10 protein-coding genes are annotated in these 23094 nt (G+C 59.3%); 4 read left to right on the top strand and 6 right to left on the bottom strand.

Annotated features, from left to right (window positions below; all coding sequences use genetic code 11):
• Positions 1 to 50: 50 nt before the first annotated feature.
• The 3 genes from LOH53_RS01865 to LOH53_RS01855 all read right to left on the bottom strand — a co-directional run bounded on the left by LOH53_RS01865 (position 51) and on the right by LOH53_RS01855 (position 13870).
• On the bottom strand, positions 51 to 6149 hold the full coding sequence (locus LOH53_RS01865; RefSeq protein WP_230066010.1) for an Ig-like domain-containing protein: 6099 nt from the start codon (positions 6147 to 6149) through the stop codon (positions 51 to 53).
• Positions 6150 to 6359: 210 nt separating this feature from the next.
• Positions 6360 to 12476 carry an Ig-like domain-containing protein gene (locus LOH53_RS01860; protein WP_230066009.1) on the bottom strand — a complete coding sequence of 2039 codons (6117 nt, stop codon included), beginning with the start codon at positions 12474 to 12476 and terminating at the stop codon, positions 6360 to 6362.
• A 143-nt stretch (positions 12477 to 12619) separates the two neighbouring features.
• Positions 12620 to 13870, bottom strand: a complete 1251-nt coding sequence (locus LOH53_RS01855) for an ROK family transcriptional regulator (RefSeq protein WP_230066008.1) — start codon at positions 13868 to 13870, stop codon at positions 12620 to 12622.
• A 126-nt stretch (positions 13871 to 13996) separates the two neighbouring features.
• Between LOH53_RS01855 and LOH53_RS01850 the strand changes: the two genes are divergently transcribed.
• The 3 genes from LOH53_RS01850 to LOH53_RS01840 all read left to right on the top strand — a co-directional run bounded on the left by LOH53_RS01850 (position 13997) and on the right by LOH53_RS01840 (position 18110).
• Complete coding sequence (locus LOH53_RS01850; RefSeq protein ID WP_230066007.1) at positions 13997 to 15724, top strand: glycoside hydrolase family 13 protein; 1728 nt, start codon at positions 13997 to 13999, stop codon at positions 15722 to 15724.
• Positions 15725 to 15768: 44 nt separating this feature from the next.
• The gene (gene ppgK / locus LOH53_RS01845) at positions 15769 to 16599 is read left to right on the top strand and encodes a polyphosphate--glucose phosphotransferase (RefSeq protein WP_230066006.1); all 831 of its coding nucleotides are present in this window, start codon (positions 15769 to 15771) and stop codon (positions 16597 to 16599) included.
• A 74-nt stretch (positions 16600 to 16673) separates the two neighbouring features.
• Positions 16674 to 18110 (top strand): CoA transferase, encoded by a 1437-nt coding sequence (locus tag LOH53_RS01840; protein ID WP_230066005.1) that lies wholly within the window; start codon positions 16674 to 16676, stop codon positions 18108 to 18110.
• A 109-nt stretch (positions 18111 to 18219) separates the two neighbouring features.
• Here the strand turns inward: LOH53_RS01840 and LOH53_RS16895 are convergent, their stop codons facing one another.
• A complete protein-coding gene (locus LOH53_RS16895) occupies positions 18220 to 19128 on the bottom strand; it encodes an alpha/beta hydrolase family esterase (protein ID WP_230066004.1) in 909 nt (302 codons plus the stop codon).
• 259 nt (positions 19129 to 19387) lie between these two features.
• Between LOH53_RS16895 and LOH53_RS01830 the strand changes: the two genes are divergently transcribed.
• Entirely contained in the window at positions 19388 to 21460 is a 2073-nt protein-coding gene (locus LOH53_RS01830) for an HNH endonuclease signature motif containing protein (protein WP_230066003.1), read from the top strand.
• Here LOH53_RS01830 and LOH53_RS01825 read toward each other — a convergent pair.
• Together LOH53_RS01825 and LOH53_RS16975 are read right to left on the bottom strand one after the other, a co-directional pair.
• The gene (locus tag LOH53_RS01825; RefSeq protein WP_230066002.1) at positions 21457 to 22536 is read right to left on the bottom strand and encodes an adenylate/guanylate cyclase domain-containing protein; all 1080 of its coding nucleotides are present in this window, start codon (positions 22534 to 22536) and stop codon (positions 21457 to 21459) included. The two genes, LOH53_RS01830 and LOH53_RS01825, sit on opposite strands and share 4 nt — an antisense overlap.
• A complete protein-coding gene (locus LOH53_RS16975) occupies positions 22520 to 23047 on the bottom strand; it encodes a PH domain-containing protein (protein ID WP_407651399.1) in 528 nt (175 codons plus the stop codon). The genes LOH53_RS01825 and LOH53_RS16975 overlap by 17 nt, the downstream gene beginning before the upstream one ends.
• Between the last annotated feature and the right edge of the window lie 47 nt (positions 23048 to 23094).

Genomic DNA, 23094 nt, shown 5'->3' with positions numbered 1-23094 from the left:
GGCGAAGATTACTCGAAGTGTGACGGAAAAGGCGCTCAAATCAAAATGGTTTAGCACTTCGGCATGCCGGACGGAGTGCTCTCCAAACTCGTGGTCGACGCCTTGGCGAAACCATAGCCGCCGTAGCCTGGCGTGCTGATGTGTAACCAGCGGTTTGAGCCCCAGTCGCGGTAGCAGTTGACCTTGACGTTCACGTTCGCCTTCAACCATTGTGAGGAACAATTCGCCGGGTTACCTGGGGTGAAGTGGTCGGAGTTGCCAGAGGCGGTTTCCAAACAGGTCTGCGTGGGAGTGGCGTGCATATCCCACTCAGTAGGTGCCGGCGGCTTGGGCGGTCCACTCGAGAGATTCTTGGACGCAATGGGACCAAACGTGCCTACCGAGTTCACAGAGCGTACCGAGACGGTCACCGTTTTATCGTTGCCCCCGGTGTTATAGCTGGCGCTGCCGTTACTGCTCTTGGAAGCCCACCCGCCATTGCCCACCTTGACCTGGACGCTGGCTGCATCCACTGCCCCTCCGGGGAAGCTCCAACTGTAGCTAAAGGATGTGCTCCCGGTACCGCCGTTGCTGCCCCCCACCCCGGCAGTGCCAGGAGTACCGAAGGGCGTAACTGAATTCGACTTCGGAGAGGCGTCCCCGGCTGTGGCGAACGCCGAAGACTTCGCGTAAACGGTCACGGTAGTCGCGTCTCCGTTGGGTGCCGGGACGCTCGCGCCGGGTGTGACCACCACATCGGTTCCATTGGAGCTCACCTTGGCGTGGTACACCAGCTCACCTCCGGTGGAACCGCCGGTCCCCGTTCCTGAAAGCGGTGTGAAGTTCACAGTGACCTTGCCTCCGGCAGCGCCGGTGTTGGCCTCGGCAATGGTGACTCCCTGCACCTGGCCCGGCTTGCTCACGGAGCGCCGGCCCGCCGAGGGCGCACTGGCTCCGGAGGAGCTCACTTCGGTGGTCGCCACCACCCGGAAGGTATAGGCTCCGGTTCCATTGGGCAGATCCACTGTGGCGGTCGGCGACGTAGTCGATACCGACCCCTTCGTCTGCCCGTCCAAGTACGTGGTGAGTGTGTAGTTTTTGAGTATGCCACCGTTGAGATTGGGTTCTTTCCAATCAACGCGGACCTGGTTTGTGGTACCGGCAGGACTCACCAACGTAGTAGTTGGAGCCGCTGGGGTGAACGGCTTACCGGCAGGCTTGACCGGTACTGGCGCGTACGGACTCCAGTTCGACGGGTTGGGTGCAGCATTGAGCGCCTGTACCCGGAAAGTGTAGGCCACACCGTTGGTCAGCCCCGTCCACGTCACCTTGTTGCCCTTGATACCGGTCTTTTGCGGGTTCTGTCCCTTGGGTGCCGGGGAAATCTGGACGTTATAGCTGGAGACGGGCGAGTACTCGCCCACAGGAGTAACCCAACTGACATCGAGCTGCGTATCTCCGCGCACCACCATGGGCGCAGCCGGTGTGTCCGGCTGCTGGTCCGGCGTCGCCTTGGCCGACGCCGGTGAATCTGCGGACTCGCCCACAGCGTTTTTGGCACTCACAACGAAAGTGTAGGGCTTGGCATTCGTCAGCCCCGTGATCAAACAGGTGTTGGTGGCACAGTTCTGCGTGCCGCCGTCGCTCTTCTTGACCGTATATCCGGTGATCGGCGAGCCGTTGTCCACCGGCGTGGACCACTTGAGCATGACCTGCTTGCTCTTGACCTCTTCAACCCGCGGAGCAGTGGGTACTCCGGGCTTGCCCTTGACGTTCATCACGATCCGCCCATTCACGCGTCGTGCGGGGTCGCCTGTCTTGTCTTCCAAGGTGTAACTGACCACCACGTTGCCGGTGAAGTCCTCGGGCGCCGTGACGTTGACTTTATCCCCGGCCACGGCGACTTTCGTGCCGGAGGCACCGGTGACAAGTTTCGCGTCGGCGATCTTCAACGCTGTGTCCGGGAACGGATTGACGTCATTGGAGAGGACGGGCACGCTTTCCGTCCGGCCAGCGTGGGCGTCCGGCACGGAATCATCATTCGCCACAGCCAGCGGCTTGTTGGACGAGGTCACAGTCACGGTGATCTGGGCATCTACCGGCGGATTGTGGCCATCGCTCGCTTGAACGTCCACGGTTTGCGTTGATCCCAGCACAGCATTTTTCTCTGCCGTCACTTTGAGCACTGCCCCGTTGATCTCCGTCTTCAGACCTGCCGAAGACTTCCCCGTCAGCGAGAACTTCAGCGAATCCTTCTCCGGATCGCTAGCCAGCAGCTCAAGGTTGGACTCAACCGATTCCACCTGGGCCACGTTCAACGCCGTTCCGATGAACTTGGGGGCAAGGTTCTTAGCCGGGGCGGGAAGAACATCCGTCATCACCGTCAGCGTGGATTTGAGACCCTGCGGGTCCTCGGGGCTGGTGCCGTCGGTTACTTCAAAGGTGATGGAGCCAGGTCCGTAAAAGTCCTCGTTGGACTTGTACAGAATGGAACTGCCGTCTGCGGAGAGTGAGCCGGTGGTGGGAGCACCGATCAAAGAGATCTTATCCACCTGTGTCACCCGAGGAGTGTGCCCGGCACGGACTTTGACGTAATCACTCAGTCGCAGAGTGGCCGTGGAACCCGCCTGGACCTTGATGATGTCCGTCTTGGACAGCACGGGATATTGCTCGCCGAGTCCGGGAACCCACACAATGGCGGTGGATGCCAGCTTGTCCTGGTCAGTCACCGTGTACGCCACCATCTGAGGTCCATCAGTGAGCGCAATCTGCAGCGTTCCGTCCTGGTTGACGGATGCCGTGGGCGTTGTCTGGGCCAAGGTGACTTTGAGTTGCTCCGCTACGCCGTCCGGGTCCTCGTCATTTTTGAGCACCGGAACATTGACTGTGTTCTTACCCAAGGCTTCTTCGGTCGTGACGGTGTCATCGCGGGCAATCGGCGCCCGCAGAGGGGCGTCAGGGGTGACAGTCATGCGAATGTTGCCGTGATCGCTCGCCCCCGAAGGGTCAGCTACGGTATAGCCCAGCGTTGCCGTCCCCGCTGCCTGCGGTGCGGTGACGACTACACGGCCCAGATCGGTGACCCGCGGTGCCATCTCCTCTGGGCCCGCAAAACCGTTCTTGACCACGGCGAGCTTGTCACCGTCAGGGTCGGAGTCGTTGAGCACCACATCCAAGGCCACTTGTCGGCCCGGGCGCATGGAGATGAAGTCGTCAGCTGCCTCCGGTGGATGGTTGACGGCGGCTGCCTTGGCAATGCCCACCTCTACTGTGCCCACGGCTTCGGCGCCCAGACGATCCTTGACCCTATAGGTGAACGTATCGGTGCCAGCAGAATTTCCCGCTGCCGTGTAGCTGATGAAGCCGTTACCAGCCACTGCTGTACCCAGCTTGGGTGGGGTCCCTATGCCTATCAACTGAACCGAATCACCGTCGGGGTCTATGCCATCGAGTGGGATCTGGATACGCGTTGCCGTACCAGCGATCACGCGGCCTGTGACATTCTTTGGCGCCGGCGGCAGGTTGTGCTCAGGGTCCGCGGCAATGACATTGATGCTCACCGCTGCCGAATCTACTTGGCCGGAGTTATTGGTGACTTTATAGATGGCAGAGACGCTGCCAGCTGTGGGGCCAGCCAAAAAGCGCAGGGCGTCTTGGTCAACCCACAGTTTCCCGGTTGCTTCGTCAGGGCGCTGGGTGATTTCCGGGTGTTTGAGAACATCACCATTGGGATCATAGTCATTTGCCAGTACGGGGATGCGCACCACGTCACCTACCCGGACGTTCACGGTGTCCGGGCGGGCCACGGGCGGCTGAAGTGTCGATTCAGCCGGGATCCGAACCACGGAGACGGTTCCCGTCGCTGTGCCTTTACCATTGGAGACGGTGTAAGTGATGGTCACCGGCTGGCCTGGATCACTGATATCAGTGAGCTTGACTACGTGGTGGTCCAGGACGTTAGCGCTCAACCCTGATCCTGCGGGAACGCTGACGGATTTGACCACCAGCACCCCGCCGGATAAATCAGAATCATTACCCAGTACATCCACCAGCGTGGTCCCACCCACGGGGAGCATTGCGGTGTCCTTGACGGCGATGGGCGCCGCGTCTACGGCTGGCTGCACGTCAATTCGGATCAGGCCGGTGGCGCTCTGCGGGCCGTTGGTTACTTGGTAGGGCAGGTATACGGTGCCGGTGGCAGTGGAAGTGAAAGTGAAAGTACCGTTGTCGGCAATGGCGGAGACCTCGCCATTGGCTGGTTTATCCACGCTGGCCAGGCGTAACTCACCTCCGGAGGGGTCCTGATCGTTCTTCAGTGGTGACACCACGGCGCTCTGCCCGGCCACCACGCGCACGTAGTCGGCATTTGCTATTGGCGGTACCCCGCCGGCAGGCTTGACACTGACCTGGATGGTTTTTTCCGTAATGGCGCGTGTGTCGGAGACCTTGATCGTGACGGTCTTCGGGCCGCTGTCTTCGCCGTTGTCTATATATGTCAGTTCGCCGTTGGGGGTGAACTTCACCTGCCCCGTTGCGTCTCCCGCGGTGGCTCCCACCAGGTAGATTTCATCACCGTCGGGGTCGATCATGTCCGCGAGCACATTTTGGCTAATGGACGCACCTTGTGCCACCACCACCGTGGTGGGCCGCAGGGAGACGGGCGCAGAATTTTCACTCTCAGCCACCACGCGCACGCTTACCGGTGCAGCCGCCGTGCCACCACGGCCGTCACTGGCCGTGTAGCTGAAACTTTCAGTTCCGGGCGCAGCGGAGGCAGGCACCACTAGTTGTAGCCCGGTTCCGCCGTATACGGTCTGCAGTGTTCCGGCTTTGATGGAAGGCGCGTTCTCGCTGATGGTCAGAACGTCACCGTCCGGGTCGGAGTCGTTATAAAGCACGGGTAGCAATGTGGTGCTACCCGCCCGTACGCCAAAGGAATCGGCTACCGCCTCTGGCGGCCGGTTCGGTTTTGTTCTATCCGGCAAGGTGTTGACCACGTTCGGGTCTGCCGACTCTTTGTCGGCGTTATCCGCGTTTTTCTGGTCCGTGGTCAGGTCCTGCCAATTATTTACCAGCAGCAGATTCTGGTTCACCAGCCACACGTCGCCACCGGCGGTGTCATTGAGGACCACAACGTCGCGGTTCTGCCGGAAAACGAGCTCGCTTTGACCGCCAGCTTTGGGAACAGCCACCACCTTGTCCTCTTGGCCAGGGCAGTGATGCAAGTATTTGTTGGAACCGTTCCAGGCTGCGTGCACACAGCCATCCTGGAGTACCGGGGCTATGGCCCGCCCGGTGGCTCCGGCATCGACGATGGTCGCCTGACTACCGCCGAGTGGCTGCAGGACCAAGCCCTTGGCCGTCTCAACAGCAACGGATTTTCCGTCGGTGCTGCGCTGCTGTAATTTACCGTCTTTGCCGTTGGGCACAGCAACCTTTTTATTGCCCGGCAAAAACAAGGTACCGATGCTTGGGTCTAAAACGACTGGCTGGTCACCGACCACACTGAGCTGGAGCTTGCCCGAATCCGGCAGAGAGTCCAGCTTGGCCGTGGAGCTATCTGCCACCTTGCCATCAGCGCTGACCTTCAAAGTGGTCAATTCGCCGCCGCGGGGATCTAGGACAAAAACGTCACTCACTCCACCGGTGGTATTAAGTCCGACGACGGCCTGAGCGTTAGTCGCTTTCGAGAGGACCGGCTTGGTGGTCTTGTCGTTAAACGATGAAACGGCTGATTCGGGCAGTGCCCAAACCTTGCCGGCAGCGGGGTCTGTGATGACTGTCAGTTCACTGCCCAGAGATACTTTTTTGGTCCCTGCCAAAGTGGTGTCCGACGTCAGCGCCATTGCTGGGACGTTCACCTGGTTCAACAGAGAGCCGGAATCGTTATCCATGTAGACGGTTCCGGAGTTCTGGAGCACGTCAAATCCGGTGGTAGTTGCGGTGAATCCGCCGTCGAGGACTTTCGATTGGACGTTCAGATGGCCCACCATGTTCACGGTGCTGTTGGTGACCCAGACACTTCCGTCATTGAGGACAACGTCCGCCGTATTGAAGCCAGGGTAAATGACTGCGCCTGCCACCAGTGCTGACGCCAGCACGGCCGCGCTGGTGATACCCATTGCTTTCTTACTGCGTTGAGACCTGTTGACGATAGCTGAGAAAACCATTCAAACACCCTTGCTGTGTCGCCGTGCCGGGCACGGTGATACATCTTTTCCTTACACTTCAAAACGTTAGCCGGCGGCATTCCGCGCGCGATTGGGCTTATTCCCCATCTGTGATTCTGCCGTATTACCGTTCAAAAATGCAATGGGGAGGCCAACCCATGGGACCACGCTCATGTCGCTCGCGCACTTCCATCCATTAGCTTGCCCGCGTTAGCACGGCGGGATCGGCTGCGCACGCTGAGCATCACTGAAAGCGTCCCAGCGCGCATACAAGCCGTTATTTGCCGCATTAGGGCCATCAATCTGTAGATACCATTTTCCTGGCACGGAGCCGTTCCTGTTGATGTAGCATCTGGTCGTCATGGTCTGTCCGCGATACAGCCAGTGGCTACCATTACAGCTTCTCGGCGGATTCCAGTTTGTGCCCCCGGCCGGGTCCATGCAGCTGTCATTGTCGATGTTCGTCATGGACCATTGCGTGACGGGAGGTGTTGGCGGATCGCCGGCCGTGGAAGTAACAGCAGGCGAAGGCACACCACAGCCCCCGGCGTTGCAGGCGCGAACCGCTAGTGTCTTACTTTCGCTGAAGGCGCTTGCGGGCGTTGAATACGAATACACGTCACCCGCGTCGGTCCAGCCGCCACCGTTGAGGCTAACCTCATATCTGCGAATAATATCGCCGTTGCTGTTTGGCTTGACCCAGGTCCAGCTAAGCGTCAGCACAGTCTGCGCAGCCTTGCTGCCTGTCACCGACACTTGTCCGGGCACACCGTAGGGGTGCACGGTGGTAGACGCCGGGGAGGCGTCACCACCTGACTGTTTTCCGGCCGCTGAACCAATGGCTCGCACCGTGGCGAAAACATCCACATTGTTTGGACTAGCCAGCGTGGTGCCAGAAGCCACTCCGCACTGCTCAGAAGCTTGGGAGGAGAGCTTCACGCAGTACGTAACCTCACTGGCAGCGTAACCATCAAGCTGGTTCTCGCCCAATGGCGAATACGTGACCTGAACAGCGCCACCGGCTCCGGACGTATTTTGAATTGTTAGCCCTGGTGCTGCCATCATCCCCACTTTGCCCACTGCCCGTTGCGGAGCGGACAGCGGTCCGTAAGCGCTGGTGCCTGCCTTATTTTTGGCATTGACGCGGAACTGGTAGCTGGCGGTGGAGTTGTTGATACTGACGGCTTGAGTCGTGGCGGAGGTCGTAATTGTGCGGGTAGCCTGCCCACCACCCGAAACTTCCAGCACATAGGCACTGATAGCGTCCCCGTTAGTGAACGGCTCACCCCAAGAGACCGTTACTTGAGTGTTACCGCCGGACGCCGGTGCTGCAGTCACCGTGGGGGCACCGGGAGCTGCCGGAATTCCGGCAGGGATTTCGGAGGCCGAATATTTACCCCACTCTGAGGGTTTCGGTGCGTTGTTCACAGCCTGCACACGGAATTGATAGGCGGTGCCATTGGTCAGCCCGGTCCACGTGAGGCTATTGCCCACCACGGCAGTCTTTTGCCCATTTTGTCCTGCCGGGGCGGGAGAGATCTGCACGTTGTAGGACTTCACGGCGGAGAACTCACCCACCGGAGTGTTCCAAGTCAGTGCCACTTCCTTATCGCCAAACTTCGCCACCGGTGCGTTGGGAGCATCGGGTATACGGTCAGGGGTAGCGGTAGCCGACGCCGCCGACGCCGCGGAGGTGCCGACGTCGTTCGTGGCAGTGACAGTGAATTTGTACGGTAAGGCGTTCTTCAAACCGGTGATGGTGCACGTGTTGGTGCCGCAGTCCTGCGAACCACCAGCCCAGGCCACGGTGTATTTGCTAATGGGTGAGCCGTTATCCGCCGGGGAAGTCCAGGACAACAGCACCGACTGGTCCTTCTCCTCCACTACCTGCGGTTTGGACGGAGCATCAGGCTTGCCCTTGATGGTGATGCGGATACGGCCGTTGGCGTAGCGGGCTTGATCCGCTGTCTTGTCCTCCACCACGTACCGCACCACAACTGTGCCCTTGTAGTTTTCATCGGAGTTCACTGTGACAGAGTCAGCATTGTTGGAAACGCTGATGCCGGCGCTACCGGTTTCAACGGAAGTTCCCACCACTTTAAGAGGCGTGTCCGGGAACGGGTTGACGTCGTTTGTCAGCACCTTGATCACCTCAGCACGGCCAGCGTGCGCGTCTGAAACAACGTCGTCGTTGGCCACAGTCAGCGGTTTGGAAGACGAGATGGCGTTCAGCAGAACGTCTGTGGTCACCGCCGGGTTCTTCCCATCAGTGACGGAGACTTGGACTGTTGCCTGCTGACCTACTTTGGTGCCACTAGCTTGGGAGATCGTGAGCACGGTGCCTTCCAGCGACACCTTGAATCCTGCGGGGACTGACCCTGCCATGGCGAACTTGAGCTTCTCTTGCTCGCCCGGGTCAGGGTCGGTAGCCAGTGGCGCAAGGTTTTGGGTGACAGTTTCCGCCTGCGGCACATCTACCGTAGTGCCCCTGAAAGTGGGCGGAGTATTGATGGCAGCATCCGGCGCCTTCTCCACCTGCGTCATGACTGTCAACGTCGACTTCAGGCCATCAGGATCATCCGGCCCGGAACCGTCAGTGACTTCAAAGGTTATGGAACCGGGCCCAAAGAAGGAAAGGTTGGCTGCGTACTTGATACCCGCACCGTCACCAACAATGACGTTATCGGCACTGGCACCTAGCAACGTGATCTTTGAGGCCTGCGTCAGGCGTGGTTTGCGGCCATCGCGCACCTTGACGTAATCGGCAAGGTTCAAGGTGGCGGATTGTCCAGCCACGACTTTGATGACATCGGTCTTGGCCAGAACCGGATACTGCTTCCCCTGTCCTGGTACCCAAATGACGGCTGTAGCTGTTTGGCCATCCACATCTGTGACCGTGTAGGGAATCATCTGCTCTACCGGGCTAAGGGCCACCCGCACTACACCCTTGGCGGAGACAGTGGCATCCGGTGCGGTTGCCCCGGGAACTGGCGCCAGCTTGACGCTCAGATCATCGGTGACGCCGTCGGGGTCCTCGTCGTTTTCCAGCACGGGGACATCCACAGTGTTCTTCCCCAAAGTCTGCGCCACGGTGACCCTGTCATCACGGGCGATGGGTGCGCGCAGCGGCGCATCAGGGGTTACAGTCATGCGGATATTCCCGGTGGCCGTTGCACCAAATTTGTCAGTCGCCGTGTACATCATGGTGGCGGTGCCCGGTTCCTTCGGCGAGGTGACCACTACACGTCCCGTGGCAGTCACAGACGGCGCCATTTCCGCTGGCCCATTGAAGCCGTCCTTGACCACTGCCAGCTGGCCGCCGTCGGGGTCCGCATCATTGAGCAGGACATCGATCGCCACCTTCCGCCCTGGCCGGATCGTGATGAAATCATCCGCCGTAACGGGCGGGTTATTCACTGCCAAAGGCGGCGCGATCCCCACGTTTACGCTGGCCACGGCCTCCGCACCGAGCCGGTCCCGCACTCGATAGGTGAACGTATCAGTTCCGGATGAACTGCCTGCCGCCGTGTAGTAGATCCACCCATTGGCGATCTGTGCGGTGCCCAAAGTAGGCGCCTTATCAAGTCCCACAAGTTCCACAGAGTCCCCATCGGGGTCAATCCCCACCAGTGGCACGGCAATCTTCACCTGGTCCCCCGCAATGACCCGGCCGGTCAGGTTCTTCGGTGCTGGTGGGAGGTTGTGCTCAGGATCCGCGGCCACAATCGTGATCGTGACCGTGGCCGAGTCGAACTGACCGGAGCTGTTGGCTACCTTGTACACTCCGGTGACTGTCTTGGCCGTGGGGCCAGCAATGAATCGCAGTTGGTTTTGGTCGGTAAACAATTGCCCCAGAGCTGGATCTGGAGCCTCAACGACCGTTGGGTTCTTCAGTACCTCACCATTGGGGTCTACGTCATTAGCCAGGACCGGAATGCTGACAATATCGCCAGCGCGGACAATCGCGGAATCTGCTTCAGCACGCGGTGGCAGCAGTTTCTCTGGGGCCGGGATGCGGATCACGGAGATCTCCCCCGTCGCAGTGGCCGAGCCGTTGGAAATGGTGTACTTCAAACTCGTGTTCGCGTTCAGACCGCGTTCATCGGTGAGTTTGACGATGTGCCGGTCAATGATGGCCGCTGAGATGGGTGAGCCTGCCAATGTGGCAACAGATTGGACCACTAGAACGCCGCCGGCAGGGTCCTCATCATTGCCCAATACGTCCACCAGGACAGTTCCTCCAGCGGGCAGCAATGCCACATCTTTGACGGCCACCGGGGCACCGGCATTCCCCTGCGCCACCACATCCACGCGAATCAAGCCCGTGGCGCTCATGGGGCCGTTAGTGACCTGGTACTCCATGTAGACGGGGCCCGGAACGCTGGAGGTAAAGCTGAGCGTGCCATTGTCAGCTATGGCGGACAAGGTGGCATTGGCCGGTTTGGCAACACTGGCCAGTCGGAGCGTGCCACCGGCAGGGTCCTGGTCATTTTTCAATGGCGCCAGGACCACTGGCTGTCCCACCACTGCCTTGAAGAAGTCGGCGTTAGCTACCGGAGGCACGTTCCCGGCCGCCTTGACGTTAACCTTTATTTGTTCGTCCGTGACCAACTGCCCGTCAGAAACACTCACCGTGACGGTTTTAATGCCGGAGGACTCCCCGTCATCGGTGTATTTCAGTTCCCCGTCGGGACTCGTTTTGATGGTTGCTGTGCTGTCCCCGGGAACGGCGCCAACTAAAAAGATGTCATCACCGTCCGGATCTATCCAGTCGGAGAGAATATTTTGGCTCATGGACTGGCCAGATTCCACCACCATGGTGGATTGGCGCATCGGTTTCGGGGCGGAGTTTTCGCTAGCCGGAGCCACCCGCACGGCCACGGCACCCTGGGCAGTGCCACCACGGCCGTCATTGGCCGTGTAATTGAACGTTGAGGAGCCTGTTTTTCCAGCAGCTACGTTGATTTGCAATCCGGTGCCACCGTAGATGGATTGGACGGCACCCACTTCGGGATCTTTCGCCGGTGGTTCCGCCGTCAGGACATCGCCGTCGGGGTCTGAGTCGTTGAACAGCACGGGCAAAATGGTGGTTTTGCCTGCACGTACGCCAAACGAATCCGGTTCCGCAGTTGGAGGACGGTTGGGCTTGGTCCGGTCCGGCAGAGTATTGACAACGTTAGGGTCCGCAGACTCTTTATCTGAATTCTCCGCGTTTTTAAGATCAGTCTTCAGATCGTCCCAGTTGTTGACCAGGAGCATGTTTTGGTTCACGAGCCAGACGCTGCCACCGTTGACATCATTGAGAACCACGACGTCGCGGTTCTTGCGGAACACAAATGAGGATTGCCCGGTGGCCTTGGAAATATCCACCAGGTCCCCGCTGCCGGCGCAGGAATGTAGATACTTGTTGGCGCCGGACCAGGCCGCATGGATACAGTCTCCCTGAACGACGGGGGCAATGGGCTTACCGGTTCCACCGAGTTCAACTGTTTTCGCGGCGGATCCGTCTAAGGGCTGGCGAAGCAATCCCTTAGTGGTTTCTAAAGCCACAAAATTTCCGTCAGCCGTGGGCTGAGCCAAAACGGCGCCAGCGGCACCGGGCACGTCAATTTGCTTATTCCCTGGCAGAAACAGTTTCCCGAGCGCTGGGGAGAACGCCACAGGCTCATTGCCAGCAACAGTGAGCTGAATGTCTTTTTGCCCGGCTAGAGCGTCAACCTTGACACGGTCTTGGGTGGCGACCTTTCCGGTGCCATCAACCGTGGTGGTGACGAGCTCACCGGACTTTGCATCAACCGTGTAAACGGTGTCATCAGGTGCCACGACGGTGACGGGGGTTTCCAGCCCGGACAGAATGGTGGGGCTGGTCTTATCGCTAAATGAGGGAACGGCCGCGGCCGAAAGTGCCCACACTTTTCCGGTTCCAGAGTCCGTCAGTGCCACCACGTTGGTGCCCTGTGCAGCCTGCTTGCCACCACCTAAGTTGGTTTCTGAGGCAACCGACATCAAGGGCACGTCAACGGGACTAAGAAGGGAACCGCCAGCGTCGCTGACAAAGACGTTCCCGGCGTTCTGAAGGATGTCAAAGTTGGTGGCTGTGGCGCCAAAACCGCCGTCGAGCACCTTTGACTGATCGTTGAGGTGACCCACCAGCCCGGCGGACCGGTTGGTGACCCACACGCTGCCATCATTGAGGCTCACATCCGCCGTGGTGAACCCAGGGTAAATGATTGCGCCACCCACCACGACGGCGGCCACCACCGATATTCCGGAAATCTTGGCGACTGTGCGCCTTGTGTGCCTGGTGGTCCAGTCAAGGAGTGCCATGGATGCTGTTTCTCTTCCGGTAAGCACTCATCTTTGCAAGATACGTGCCTGGCCTAGGTCTAGCGGACGCCCCAATACAACACAGCGCGATTTCAGGTGCACGATGAGTTTAGCTGATTGATCCACAGGCTGGGTTAATTATTTCATTCCATCTGCCTGCTATTTCGGCCCCTCATTCCGCCGCCACCAGGCACTAGCTCCAGCACGTGCTCCTGCACATGGTCAAGGGCCAGTCGCACGGCACCTAGGCTCACGATGGAATCGCCAAGAGGCGAGACTGCTACACGGGGAGGACTGGGCAGAAAGTTCGCCAGTTCCGCTTCCAATGCTTCCAATAACACGGCCGACGACGCCGCCACCGCCCCGCCAATGACCACCAGTTCCGGGTCGGTGAACGTGGCAACCACAGCAATCACGCGGCCTAGACGCACGGCGATCGTTGTGAGGATCTTCGCCGCTGCGGCGTCCCCTCGGGCAGCGGCGTCAAATACCTGTTCAGCGCTGGGAAATTGCGTCAGCTCGGCCGTCTCGGTTTGCGCACCCAAGTCACGCGCCAGGCGAGCAATGCCGTCAGGGGTCCCGACGCCGTCGAGCAGTTCAAGGCTTCCGACCTCCCCTGCCCGGCCACGCGCCCCACGCAGCAAACGGCCGGATTCCATCAGACCAAACCCGATCCGCTCCCCCGCCAACATGACGGCAAGGTCTTGTACGCCAGCGCCAACACCCATCCAGGCCTCGGCCAGAGCGGCAAGATTGGCATCGTTGCCCATCAGCACTGGCCAGCCGTGACGGCGCTGCAATTCGTCTTTGATACCAGTATCAAATGTTTTCCACATCGGCTGCCCCGACGGAATATTGCCAGCACGATCCACGGGCGCTGCGATGCCCACCCCGGCGGCAAGGACCTCACCAGGGACCGCCCCTGCATCCGCCAGAGCCGCGCAGATGGCTTGGTCAATGACGGTAAAGCGTGGCGCAGGAGAGTCGGCACGGACGCCCATCGCCGCGAAGGCCACGGTATTCTTCGCCAAGATTGCGCCCTTGAGGTCAGCCACAACCGCCGTGGTCTTGGCCATGCCAATGTCCAAGCCCACCACGAACCCGGCCCGGGCATCGAATTCAAAAACGCGGGCGGGCCGGCCCTTCTGGACCCCGGTGGACGGCTTCTGGGCAGGCAACTCCTGCACCCACCCCGCCTTGATGAGGTCATCGCACACAGCGATGACAGTGGCCCGCGCCAGCCCCGTTGCATCAATTAGATCGGTCCCGTTTGCCGCTCCACTTCGCCGCAACACCGCCAGAATGGTGGCCATATTGGCGCGTCGTAGCTGCTGTGGGGTGTTGGCCGTGTGTTCCACTAAATACCCCTTGACGTGGGCCGATGCGATGTCCATAATACTAACAGAACATAAATTTACGTTCTAAATATAATATTTGGAACGTACCGTTTGGAATGTATGGATCGAAAATATTCTGTTCGCGTCAATAGTCGTCCACGCACCACGAAGGATGCTCCACTCATGATCCCCTCCTCGCCTGCAGCCAAGAGCCCGCAGTCAACCTCCGCCGATCCCAACTGGTGGCGTCAGGCTGCGGTTTACCAGATCTATCCGCGCAGTTTTTATGATGCTAATGGCGATGGTCTGGGAGACATTGCAGGCATCACGACTAAGGTCCCCTATCTGGTGGATCTGGGTGTGGATGCTGTCTGGCTAAGCCCGTTCTACCCCTCAGAACTGGCCGACGGCGGATACGACGTTGCCGATTACCGCAACGTGGATCCTCGTTTGGGCACCTTAAGTGATTTCGATGCGATGACGGCGGCGCTTCATGACGGCGGCCTAAAAGTTGTTGTGGACATTGTCCCCAACCACTCCTCCGAAAAGCATGTGTGGTTCCAAGAAGCACTGCTCAGCCCCCAAGGATCCGCTGCCCGGGACCGCTACATCTTCCGTGACGGCCATGGCACCAATGGCGAGCTTCCGCCGTCGGACTGGACAAGCGTATTTGGTGGACCGGCATGGACGCGCGTTCCCGACGGCCAGTGGTATCTGCATTTGTTCGCCTCGGAACAGCCCGACTTCAACTGGGCGAATAGCGAGGTCCGCGACGATTTCTTGCTGACGCTCAAATTTTGGTCAGACCGCGGGGTTGACGGTTTCCGGATTGATGTCGCGCATGCACTGGTGAAGGATTTGTCCGAGCCGCTGCCCTCCCAAGCCGAAATTATGGCTATGGAAGAACGGCATGACGGATCCCATCCGTTCTGGGACCGCGACGCAGTGCACGAGATATATGCCCAATGGCGTACTTTATTCAACCAGTATGAGCCCCCGCGCACGGCCGTGGCCGAGGCTTGGGTTCACCACTCTCGCCGTGCACGTTACGCCACCAGTGAGGGCTTGGGTCAGGCATTCAACTTCGATCTGCTCGTGACCGACTTTACCGCCGACTCCTTCGCATCGATCGTGCGGGACAATCTGGCACAAGCGCAAGCAAGCGGCGCCTCCTCCACGTGGGTACTTTCCAACCATGACGTGGTCCGTCATGCCACCCGCTACGGGCTCCCAGCGGTCGGCGACTTAGACGTTGGAGCACATGCCGTCACCAACAATTCTGCGGCGCAGGAGGAGCTACCGAAGACAGGGCAAGATGGCAAGGCCTGGCTGCTGGCAGGCGCACCGGAATCTGAGCTCGATCGTGAACTGGGTTTGCGGAGAGCGCGTGCCGCCACGCTGTTCATGCTGGGCCTGCCCGGCTCGGCCTACCTGTATCAAGGTGAGGAATTGGGCCTCCACGAAGTGGGAGACATTGCCGATGCCGACCGGGCTGATCCAACGTTCTTGCGCAATACCGGGGTGGAGATCGGCCGTGACGGTTGCCGGGTGCCTTTACCCTGGGATGCGGCAGCGGACTCATTTGGTTTTAGCACCGCCCCAGCGCATATTCCCGCCCCGGCATGGTTTGCCGACGTCGCTGTTAGTGCCCAAGTCGGGGTTCGCGACTCCACCTTGACGCTCTATCAAGAGGCACTTGCCCTGCGTCATTCACTGCAAGCCCCTGAGGAACTTCACTGGGTGGACACCCAGAATTCAAGCGTGCTGGAGTTCGTACGCCCCAATGGTTGGCGCGTGGTCACCAACTTTGGCGAGGCCGAAGTCGAGCTTCCCCCGGGCAAAATCGTGCTGTCCAGCGTGCATGTTCAGGACGGCAAACTTCCTGGCGCAGCCACCGCTTGGCTCGTCTAACCATTGAATCCGCACCACGTTCAGGACACTCCTTGACAGTCTTTATGCCTGCGCCCGCGCTCCCGGCATCCCCCTCGACGGATGGGGAAGAACGTTCCGCCCTCATCGATTCCTTGCGCATCGGCATAGATGTGGGAGGCACGTCCATCAAGTACGCGGTGGTGGACACCGCCACGGGTGCCGTGATGGGCCAGATTGCGCAGATGCCAACGCCGCAGCCAGCCACCCCGGATGCCGTGGCGCAAGCGCTGAGACTGGCGGTGGAAGAACTCCGAAGGCAATGGCCTAGTACACACGCGGCCGTTGGCGTGGCGTTTCCTTCAGTGATCCGCGATGGCGTGGCGTGCTCGGCGTCGAACATCAGCCCGGAGTGGATTGGCGTGAATGCCAACGATTTTCTTTCGGCCCAATTGGGCTGCGAAGTGAAGTTGGTGAACGACGCCGATGCCGCCGCAGTAGCCGAGGTTGCGCACCGTGCGGGGCTGGGGACAGGTTTGGGTGGATCGGTGGTTCTGGTGCTCACCTTGGGCACTGGCATTGGTTCGGCGTTGGTGGTCGATGGGCGCCTGGTGCCCAATTTTGAACTGGGGCATTTGTTCCTTGGCGGGAGAAAAGCGGAAGCCGGAGCATCCGCCGTCGCCCGTGAACGGGATGGACTCAGCTGGGCGCAATATGCCGTGCGGCTGCAGGAATACCTGAGCCATGTGGAGTTCCTCTTCTCCCCTGACGTCATCATCCTTGGTGGGGGCATTTCTGTGCGTCATGGCGAATATTTGCCGCTCATCAACGTGCGAGCCACCATTTTTCCGGCCATGCTGGCCAATGCTGCGGGAGTGGTGGGAGCCGCGCAGGTGGTGGGAGCTGCGCAGGCGTGACGGCCTCGTGGCCGAAGTCGGAGGGGCATAAGATGCTTTCACGATGCGGATCCGGATGAAATGAGTCGGTTGCTATGAAAGCGAATTCGAGTGACGGGATTCCAGAACTCTTGGGCACGCCAGGCGAGAGCGATTTTGCGCCTTCTGCTGCGCCTCATTGGTCTGGGCCTTATTGGTCTGGGCCTTATTGGTCTGGGCCGCGTTGGTGGTGGGCTGGACACCTTGATGTTGAGGGGCTCGCGCTCGGTTCGGTGCTGACGATTTCCCGCGCCCTGTCCGCTTATGGAGCAAGCGTCGGGAACCCCCTTGACGTTGCTTTCTCATCTGCCAGCGTGGCAGCCTCGTTCGCGTCTTGGACCCATTTGCGGGTGAATGGGAAGTCCGTGCAGGGATTCGCTCCACTATCGGGGTTTCGGCAGGCCGGCGACGGTTGGGTTCGGCTGCATGCTAATTATCCGCATCATGTGGCAGCACTGTTATCGTCACTGGGAGCCACGACGCCGGACGCCGTCGACGCCGCAATTCGTGACCGCTCTGCCGCTGACGTCGAAAAACTCGTCACTGAGGCTGGAGGGGTGGCAGTCCGTGTACGGACACCCGTGGAATGGGAGTCCACCTTGCAGGCCAGCTGTCTTCGCAAGGAGCCTTGGATCCGATTCCAACCGCGCACAATTCTTGATCCATCGCCACCCAAAAAAGCCGGTGTCGCTACGACTGCGGCCCCGCTCGCCGGGATTAAGGTGCTTGACCTCACTCGAGTCATCGCGGGTCCCTCCGCAACGCGGCTACTCGGTGCATTGGGTGCCGACGTTCTCCGAATCGATCCTCCCGGCATGGCTGAGCTATGGGACATGCACATGGATACCGGATTCGACAAGCGCTCGGCCCTCGCCAATTTCGCCCTCAGGGCCGATTTAGAGCGCGTTCGGGACCTGATCGATCACGCGGACGTCATTCTGACGGGGTATCGAGGAGAGTCGCTGAAACGATTCGGATTGGACATCGATTCGCTAGAAATGGAGTACCCGCAGCTTCCGATCGTGACCTTCGATGCGTGGGGGGATCACGGCCCATGGGCCAATCGCAGAGGCTTCGACAGCATCGTCCAAGCCGCCACCGGAATCTCTTCACTCTATGGATCAGGCGAGGGCGGGCACTGGAAACCTGGGGCTCTGCCGGTGCAGGTTCTCGATCACGCTGTGGGCATGGGTGCTGCGGCAGCCATTCTGACACTTCTACGAGGACGCAATGATGGCATGAGTGGTTCGGCGCACCTTTCCTTGGCACGCACGGCACGCGAACTTATGAGTTTGCCCAAACCACCAACTGGCGAGCCCACCCACGAATTGACCCCGCCGCTATGCAAAGCCATCGGAGACTATGGAGACACAACGTACGTTCCTCCACCTCTGCATCTGGATGGGCACCAGCTCGACTACAAAATTCTTCCTCGCCGTTACGGAAGCAGTGAACTGAGATGGGATTCTCCGCTGGCTTCGGCCCGGGGATGATCGTCACAGTGCGGCTTCAGCGCTGGCTGCACCCGCCGGCCTGATCGGGCTGGACACCTAGACATCTGTTTTGAAAGCCACGTGGTTCACGACGCCACGCGCATTCGTTCTAGCGTTGCAGGGCAGGAAAAAAGTCCATCAGGGCCTCCACTGTACTGATGTCCTGAGTGGTCCGGCCCAGGACAAAGATTGCCCGCTTGTGACGATTGGGGACCACGTGCCCGCCACCCACCACGGTGTATAGCTGCACCGGTTCACAGCCCGGCTGCTCAAAACGGAGCACCCGAACGTGTGTCCCTCCACTTTCAGGACGGTGCGGCAGGAGGCCTGCGTCAGGGGCTTTAGTAATCCCGTTCCTCGCCGCAAAATAGGCGGCCGTTTCCTTAGCGGACGGCCCACGGTTCCCGCCAAACCGGCCCCAAACGCTGCCTTCCCCGGCGTAACGCACCACCCTGTCGCGCGTCCCATGGATCAACAACACAGGCAAGGGCAGATGCCGGTCTGCAAAGGCCAGCCCACCTGGCCGGGGCAGGGTGGCACTGACGATCGTTGCGCCGTCGAGCTTCTCCGGGATTTCATGGATCAGCCGGATCACCAGCTGCCCGCCATTGGAATAACCAACCACGATGACGGGAATGGGTCCGTACTGGGCGTGAAAATTGTCCACCAAAGCTGCCATGAAGGCAACGTCATCCACTGCTCGAGCATCGGTCCGCGAATGATTCCAGAGCTTCTTCACGCCATCTGGGTACACCACTGCGGCCATGCCAGAGGCGGCAAGAGTGTCGAAACTGTGCCCGCTGAATGCTCGCACTGCCCGTCCAGTCTGATTGGAACCATGCAGAACAAGTACGACGGCGGCCGGTGCCGAACTTCCCTCCACAGGGTTGGAATCAGCTCCGGCAATTGAGGGAGCCCTTGGCGAAACCAGCAAGAAGGTGCGCACATGGCCGCCCACCACAAGTGATTCCGTACTTGACGACAATTCCCGACGTGTGCCCGCAGAGAAGTGTTTCACCTGTCCTTTCCTTTCCTGCATCACCTGATGCACTACTTCTTGCACTAGTTTTTGCATTACCGACCCAACAAACACCGCAATGCACTGATTCTAGATTACGCACAACCACTCGGTATTCGCCCTGAATCCGCGTCTGCAATAGACCTCGACAGCCTCAGCTAAGCAATCGTTCCTCCACAGTACGAGTAGAGTGGGTATCCTATCCACATTCTCGAAAATAGATCGAACAATGTCGGAGCCTGGGGGTAGATTTATAGGTATGGAAGGCACGAAGAAGACCCCGAAACCCGCCCCGCCCGATAAGGGAACCGGCGTCGTTGGTGAGCATGTTCATCAACTCCTCAGTCTTGCAAAAAGGTTAGCGGCGGCTGCCACTGCCACCAATGGTTCAGGGAATGGAGAAACGGGTTTTGCCAGCACTCCGCTGGGTCTGGATCTGGGATCCATGACGGATACGAGTGTCGTCGAATGGGCGCAAACCGCCGAACATCTCAACCGTTTTTTGCAAGGTATCCTCGTTCAAGCAGCTGGCGAACTTGCGGACCGTGTCCGGGCGGCTCGGTTCACCGACGATGGATTCAAAGCCCCTCTGGATCTTCTCATTACCACTTTGAAGCTTTCCAAGGCTGAGTCCTACCGGCGGATGCGGCTCGCTGAACACTTCCTGCCGGTCACGGATCCCCTCACCGCGAATATCGCACCCCCGAAGCAGCGCACGCTTGGCGCTGCGTTCTTCTCCGGGGATGTATCGACAGATCAGGCCATCATCGTCTCTGGCTTCGTCGATGATGCCATGAACCTCTCCCATGCCGGCCGTATCCCCGATGAACAGGTCCAGGAACTTGAAGAAACACTCACTAATTTTGCCCCCAATGAGCCGCCCGAATTTCTACGGCGGTTGGGAACTCGGGCCATCAATCTGCTCGATCCTGATGGCCAGCAGCCTACGGAAGGCGAACTGTTGGCGAAGCAGGGTATCTTTTTCCGGCAAGCACGCCGCGGCTTGGTCAGATTTGATGGCTGCCTCACCGTCTTGCAATACGAAACGCTGATGGCAGGAATCGGCTCAGCGACAAACCCACGTCCACACAAGAACATGGATGACATTGTTGGAACTGATGACATGGCTGACATTGTTGACAAAGATGACAGAGAGCCCATGGCTTCCGCCGGAGCGCGCACCAACGCGTCCGCTCGAGCAGACACCAACGACGATGCGAGAGCACGAACTACTGCCGGGGCGCAAGCGGATACCAACGACGATGCGAGAGCACGAACTACTACCGGGGCGCGAACAACCGCCGGTGTCTCCGCGCGAACAGGCACCAGCTCCGACTCGCGAGCGGACTCCGGTCCCCGCGCACATAGCGTTGCTGAACAACTAGATCTCCTCGAGAGTTTAGTCGCCCAAGGAGGATCGCTCTCTGGTTGCGTCGAACATCCCATCCCACCACAAGAGTCTGATGGGCCCGAACACAGCGGCCCTTCCAGCCCGTGGCCACATGTAGTGGAGGGGATCAGTGTGCCCGCTCCCGGTAGCGAAGAAAACCTACCTGGTCTTGATTCGATTGATCCCCTCAGCACCGACTTCGTAGTGCTGGATCGCCGGACCCACGGCCAGAAATTGCTAGACGGCCTCATTGATTGCATCAAGCTGGCCGCACGCACCGGAAAACTTCCACTCAATGGCGGACTCAAGCCACAGCTTTTTATCACGGTTACCCAAGAAGAACTCAGTCGCGACCAACACAACCGGGCCACTGGGGCCACTGGGGCCACTGGGGCCACTGGGGCCACTGGGGCCACTAAAAATACTGGCGATACTTTCGGCAAGCGAACCAGGGTAAAAAGTACAAATAATCCTGACAGCACCCCTATCAGAAGTGCGGGAATCGGTGCCGGATTCGTCGTGACACCCTATTGCGGTCCACAACCACTCGCTGCTTTTGCCGAAGCGTTCTGCGATGCACAAACCACTGTCATCACAGTAGATGGCGAGAATACGATCCTCAATGTAGGGCGCAAGCAGCGGCTTTTTACGACCCAACAGCGAAAACTACTGCTGGTGCGGGACATGGGCTGCACATTTCCGGATTGCATGGCGCCCGCCTTCTGGTGCGAGGCCCACCACATCATTCCCTGGCAGGACGGCGGGGAAACCAACATGAATAATGCTGCTCTGCTGTGCACCAGGCACCACCATCTGCTGCATGCAAGTGACTGGAGTGTCAGACTAATCAGCGGCGTTCCGCATTACACTGCGCCCTACCGGATTGATCCCACAGGCAGCGAGCGCCACAACAGCTTCCACCACGGCTTCGCCAGAAACTAGTCGACCACGATCCCTTGTCCGCTGCCACGTTGGAGCAGTACGGGACGAATCTCTCCAAAACCTCGCACCTGTTCCATGGGCAATTCGGTCAAGATGAATCTTTCATCACCGGCCAAGGCTGTTGCGGTGACTGAATCAATCAGGACAGTTCCCGGTTGAGCTAGGGACGTCAGTCTGGCAGCAAGGTTGACTGTGGGTCCGTAAATATCTCCCAGCCGCGAAAGCACCCGCCCCCACACCATTGCGACACGCGCTTCCGGCAGGAAATCATCAGCCGCCATAGCTTCAGCCAACGCAAGCGAAATTTGAGCCCCGGCAACTGGTGTTTCACAGTTGAACAGCACTTCATCGCCAATCGTCTTTACCAGACGGCCGCCACCTACGCTGATGATCTCAGCACACACGTTTTCAAATCTCTGCACCAGCTTCGCCAGTGTCTTCTCATTCATGCGCCTAGACAATGAGGTATAGCTGACTAGGTCCGCAAAACCAACTGCCCGGGCTAACGGCAACGGGGTATCGTCCTCGTCGCCATCACGCCCCAAGGCGCTGGCTGCTAGACCCTCGTGCGCTCTGACGGCCAGACGCTGGAGGCCAGCGTTAAGTTGTCGTCTGTAGGAGTAGATCAGTAGTTCTTCAAGCGGTCCGATCAAATTCGGAAGCTCTGACACAACCGCACGGCGCGCTTCTGCATCACTGACGCCATGCTCAGCCACCAAGTCCTCTACGAGCGCTTCAATCTGCCAGACAGCCATCCGGTCAGTCATCTGTCCAATGGAACGGGTGACGGAAATGGCAGTCTCTTCCGTCAGCAATCCTTCCCGCACCATGCTGACAACAATGCCCAGCGCATCCTGATCACGCTGAGTAAATGCGACGTCGTCGTCCCCCAAGTTCGGAAAACCCATAGCGCGCCAAATCTTACGGGCAGATAACAAGGACACGCCCGCACCAGCAGCCACGTCCCGGCGTTTGAGCGTACGTTCACCGCCCAGCAAAGCAGCTTCAAGGGCCTTGGTTTGGCTACGGGACGCTGGCGGAAGCAGTGGCTGCGTCACTTCACTGTTCTCTTCCAAGCTTCCGCAGTTCCTTTCCGTTCAAATGTCCGTCATCATCGTTGGCGCCAAGGCCAACCTGACCAGCGTAGTACCCCGGGCCGGGAGCTTGCTGGAAGGACGCTCGGAGCGCGTGCGACCAAGCCGTCTGAACTTCCGCATGAAATTCCGCCACACAGGGAACTTCGTGGAAAGTATGGAGTGTGCCATTTTGCAAATGAACATCCAGTTCGCCAGAACCAACCGGCCTCTGACGCAACTTTTGGCGCATTTCAATGCTATGCACCTGAGTTAGTAAATATTCACGGCTACGCCGTCCCAGGGTTCCCCGTCGGAGGACGAACCGCCTACTAGTTAGGATGTAACGGGTTCCAGCCCACTGCAACGTTCTCCGCACTGGGTAGAGAATTTCAATGAACAGCACCAAAGTAACTAACAGTACGATCGCCGGTTCCCGCAATAGCGGAACATCGGCTGCCCAACTTGCATATTGCACCGGCTGCAGTCTCGCCAAAGCTGCTCCCGCGCCCATCATCACAAGTAGCCCCACCACCACAGGCCACACTAAAATCCGGGCGT

This window comes from Arthrobacter cryoconiti (assembly GCF_020905375.1).
Taxonomy (GTDB): Bacteria; Actinomycetota; Actinomycetes; order Actinomycetales; family Micrococcaceae; genus Specibacter; species Specibacter cryoconiti.
This window is presented reverse-complemented; position numbering and strand designations above follow the sequence as displayed.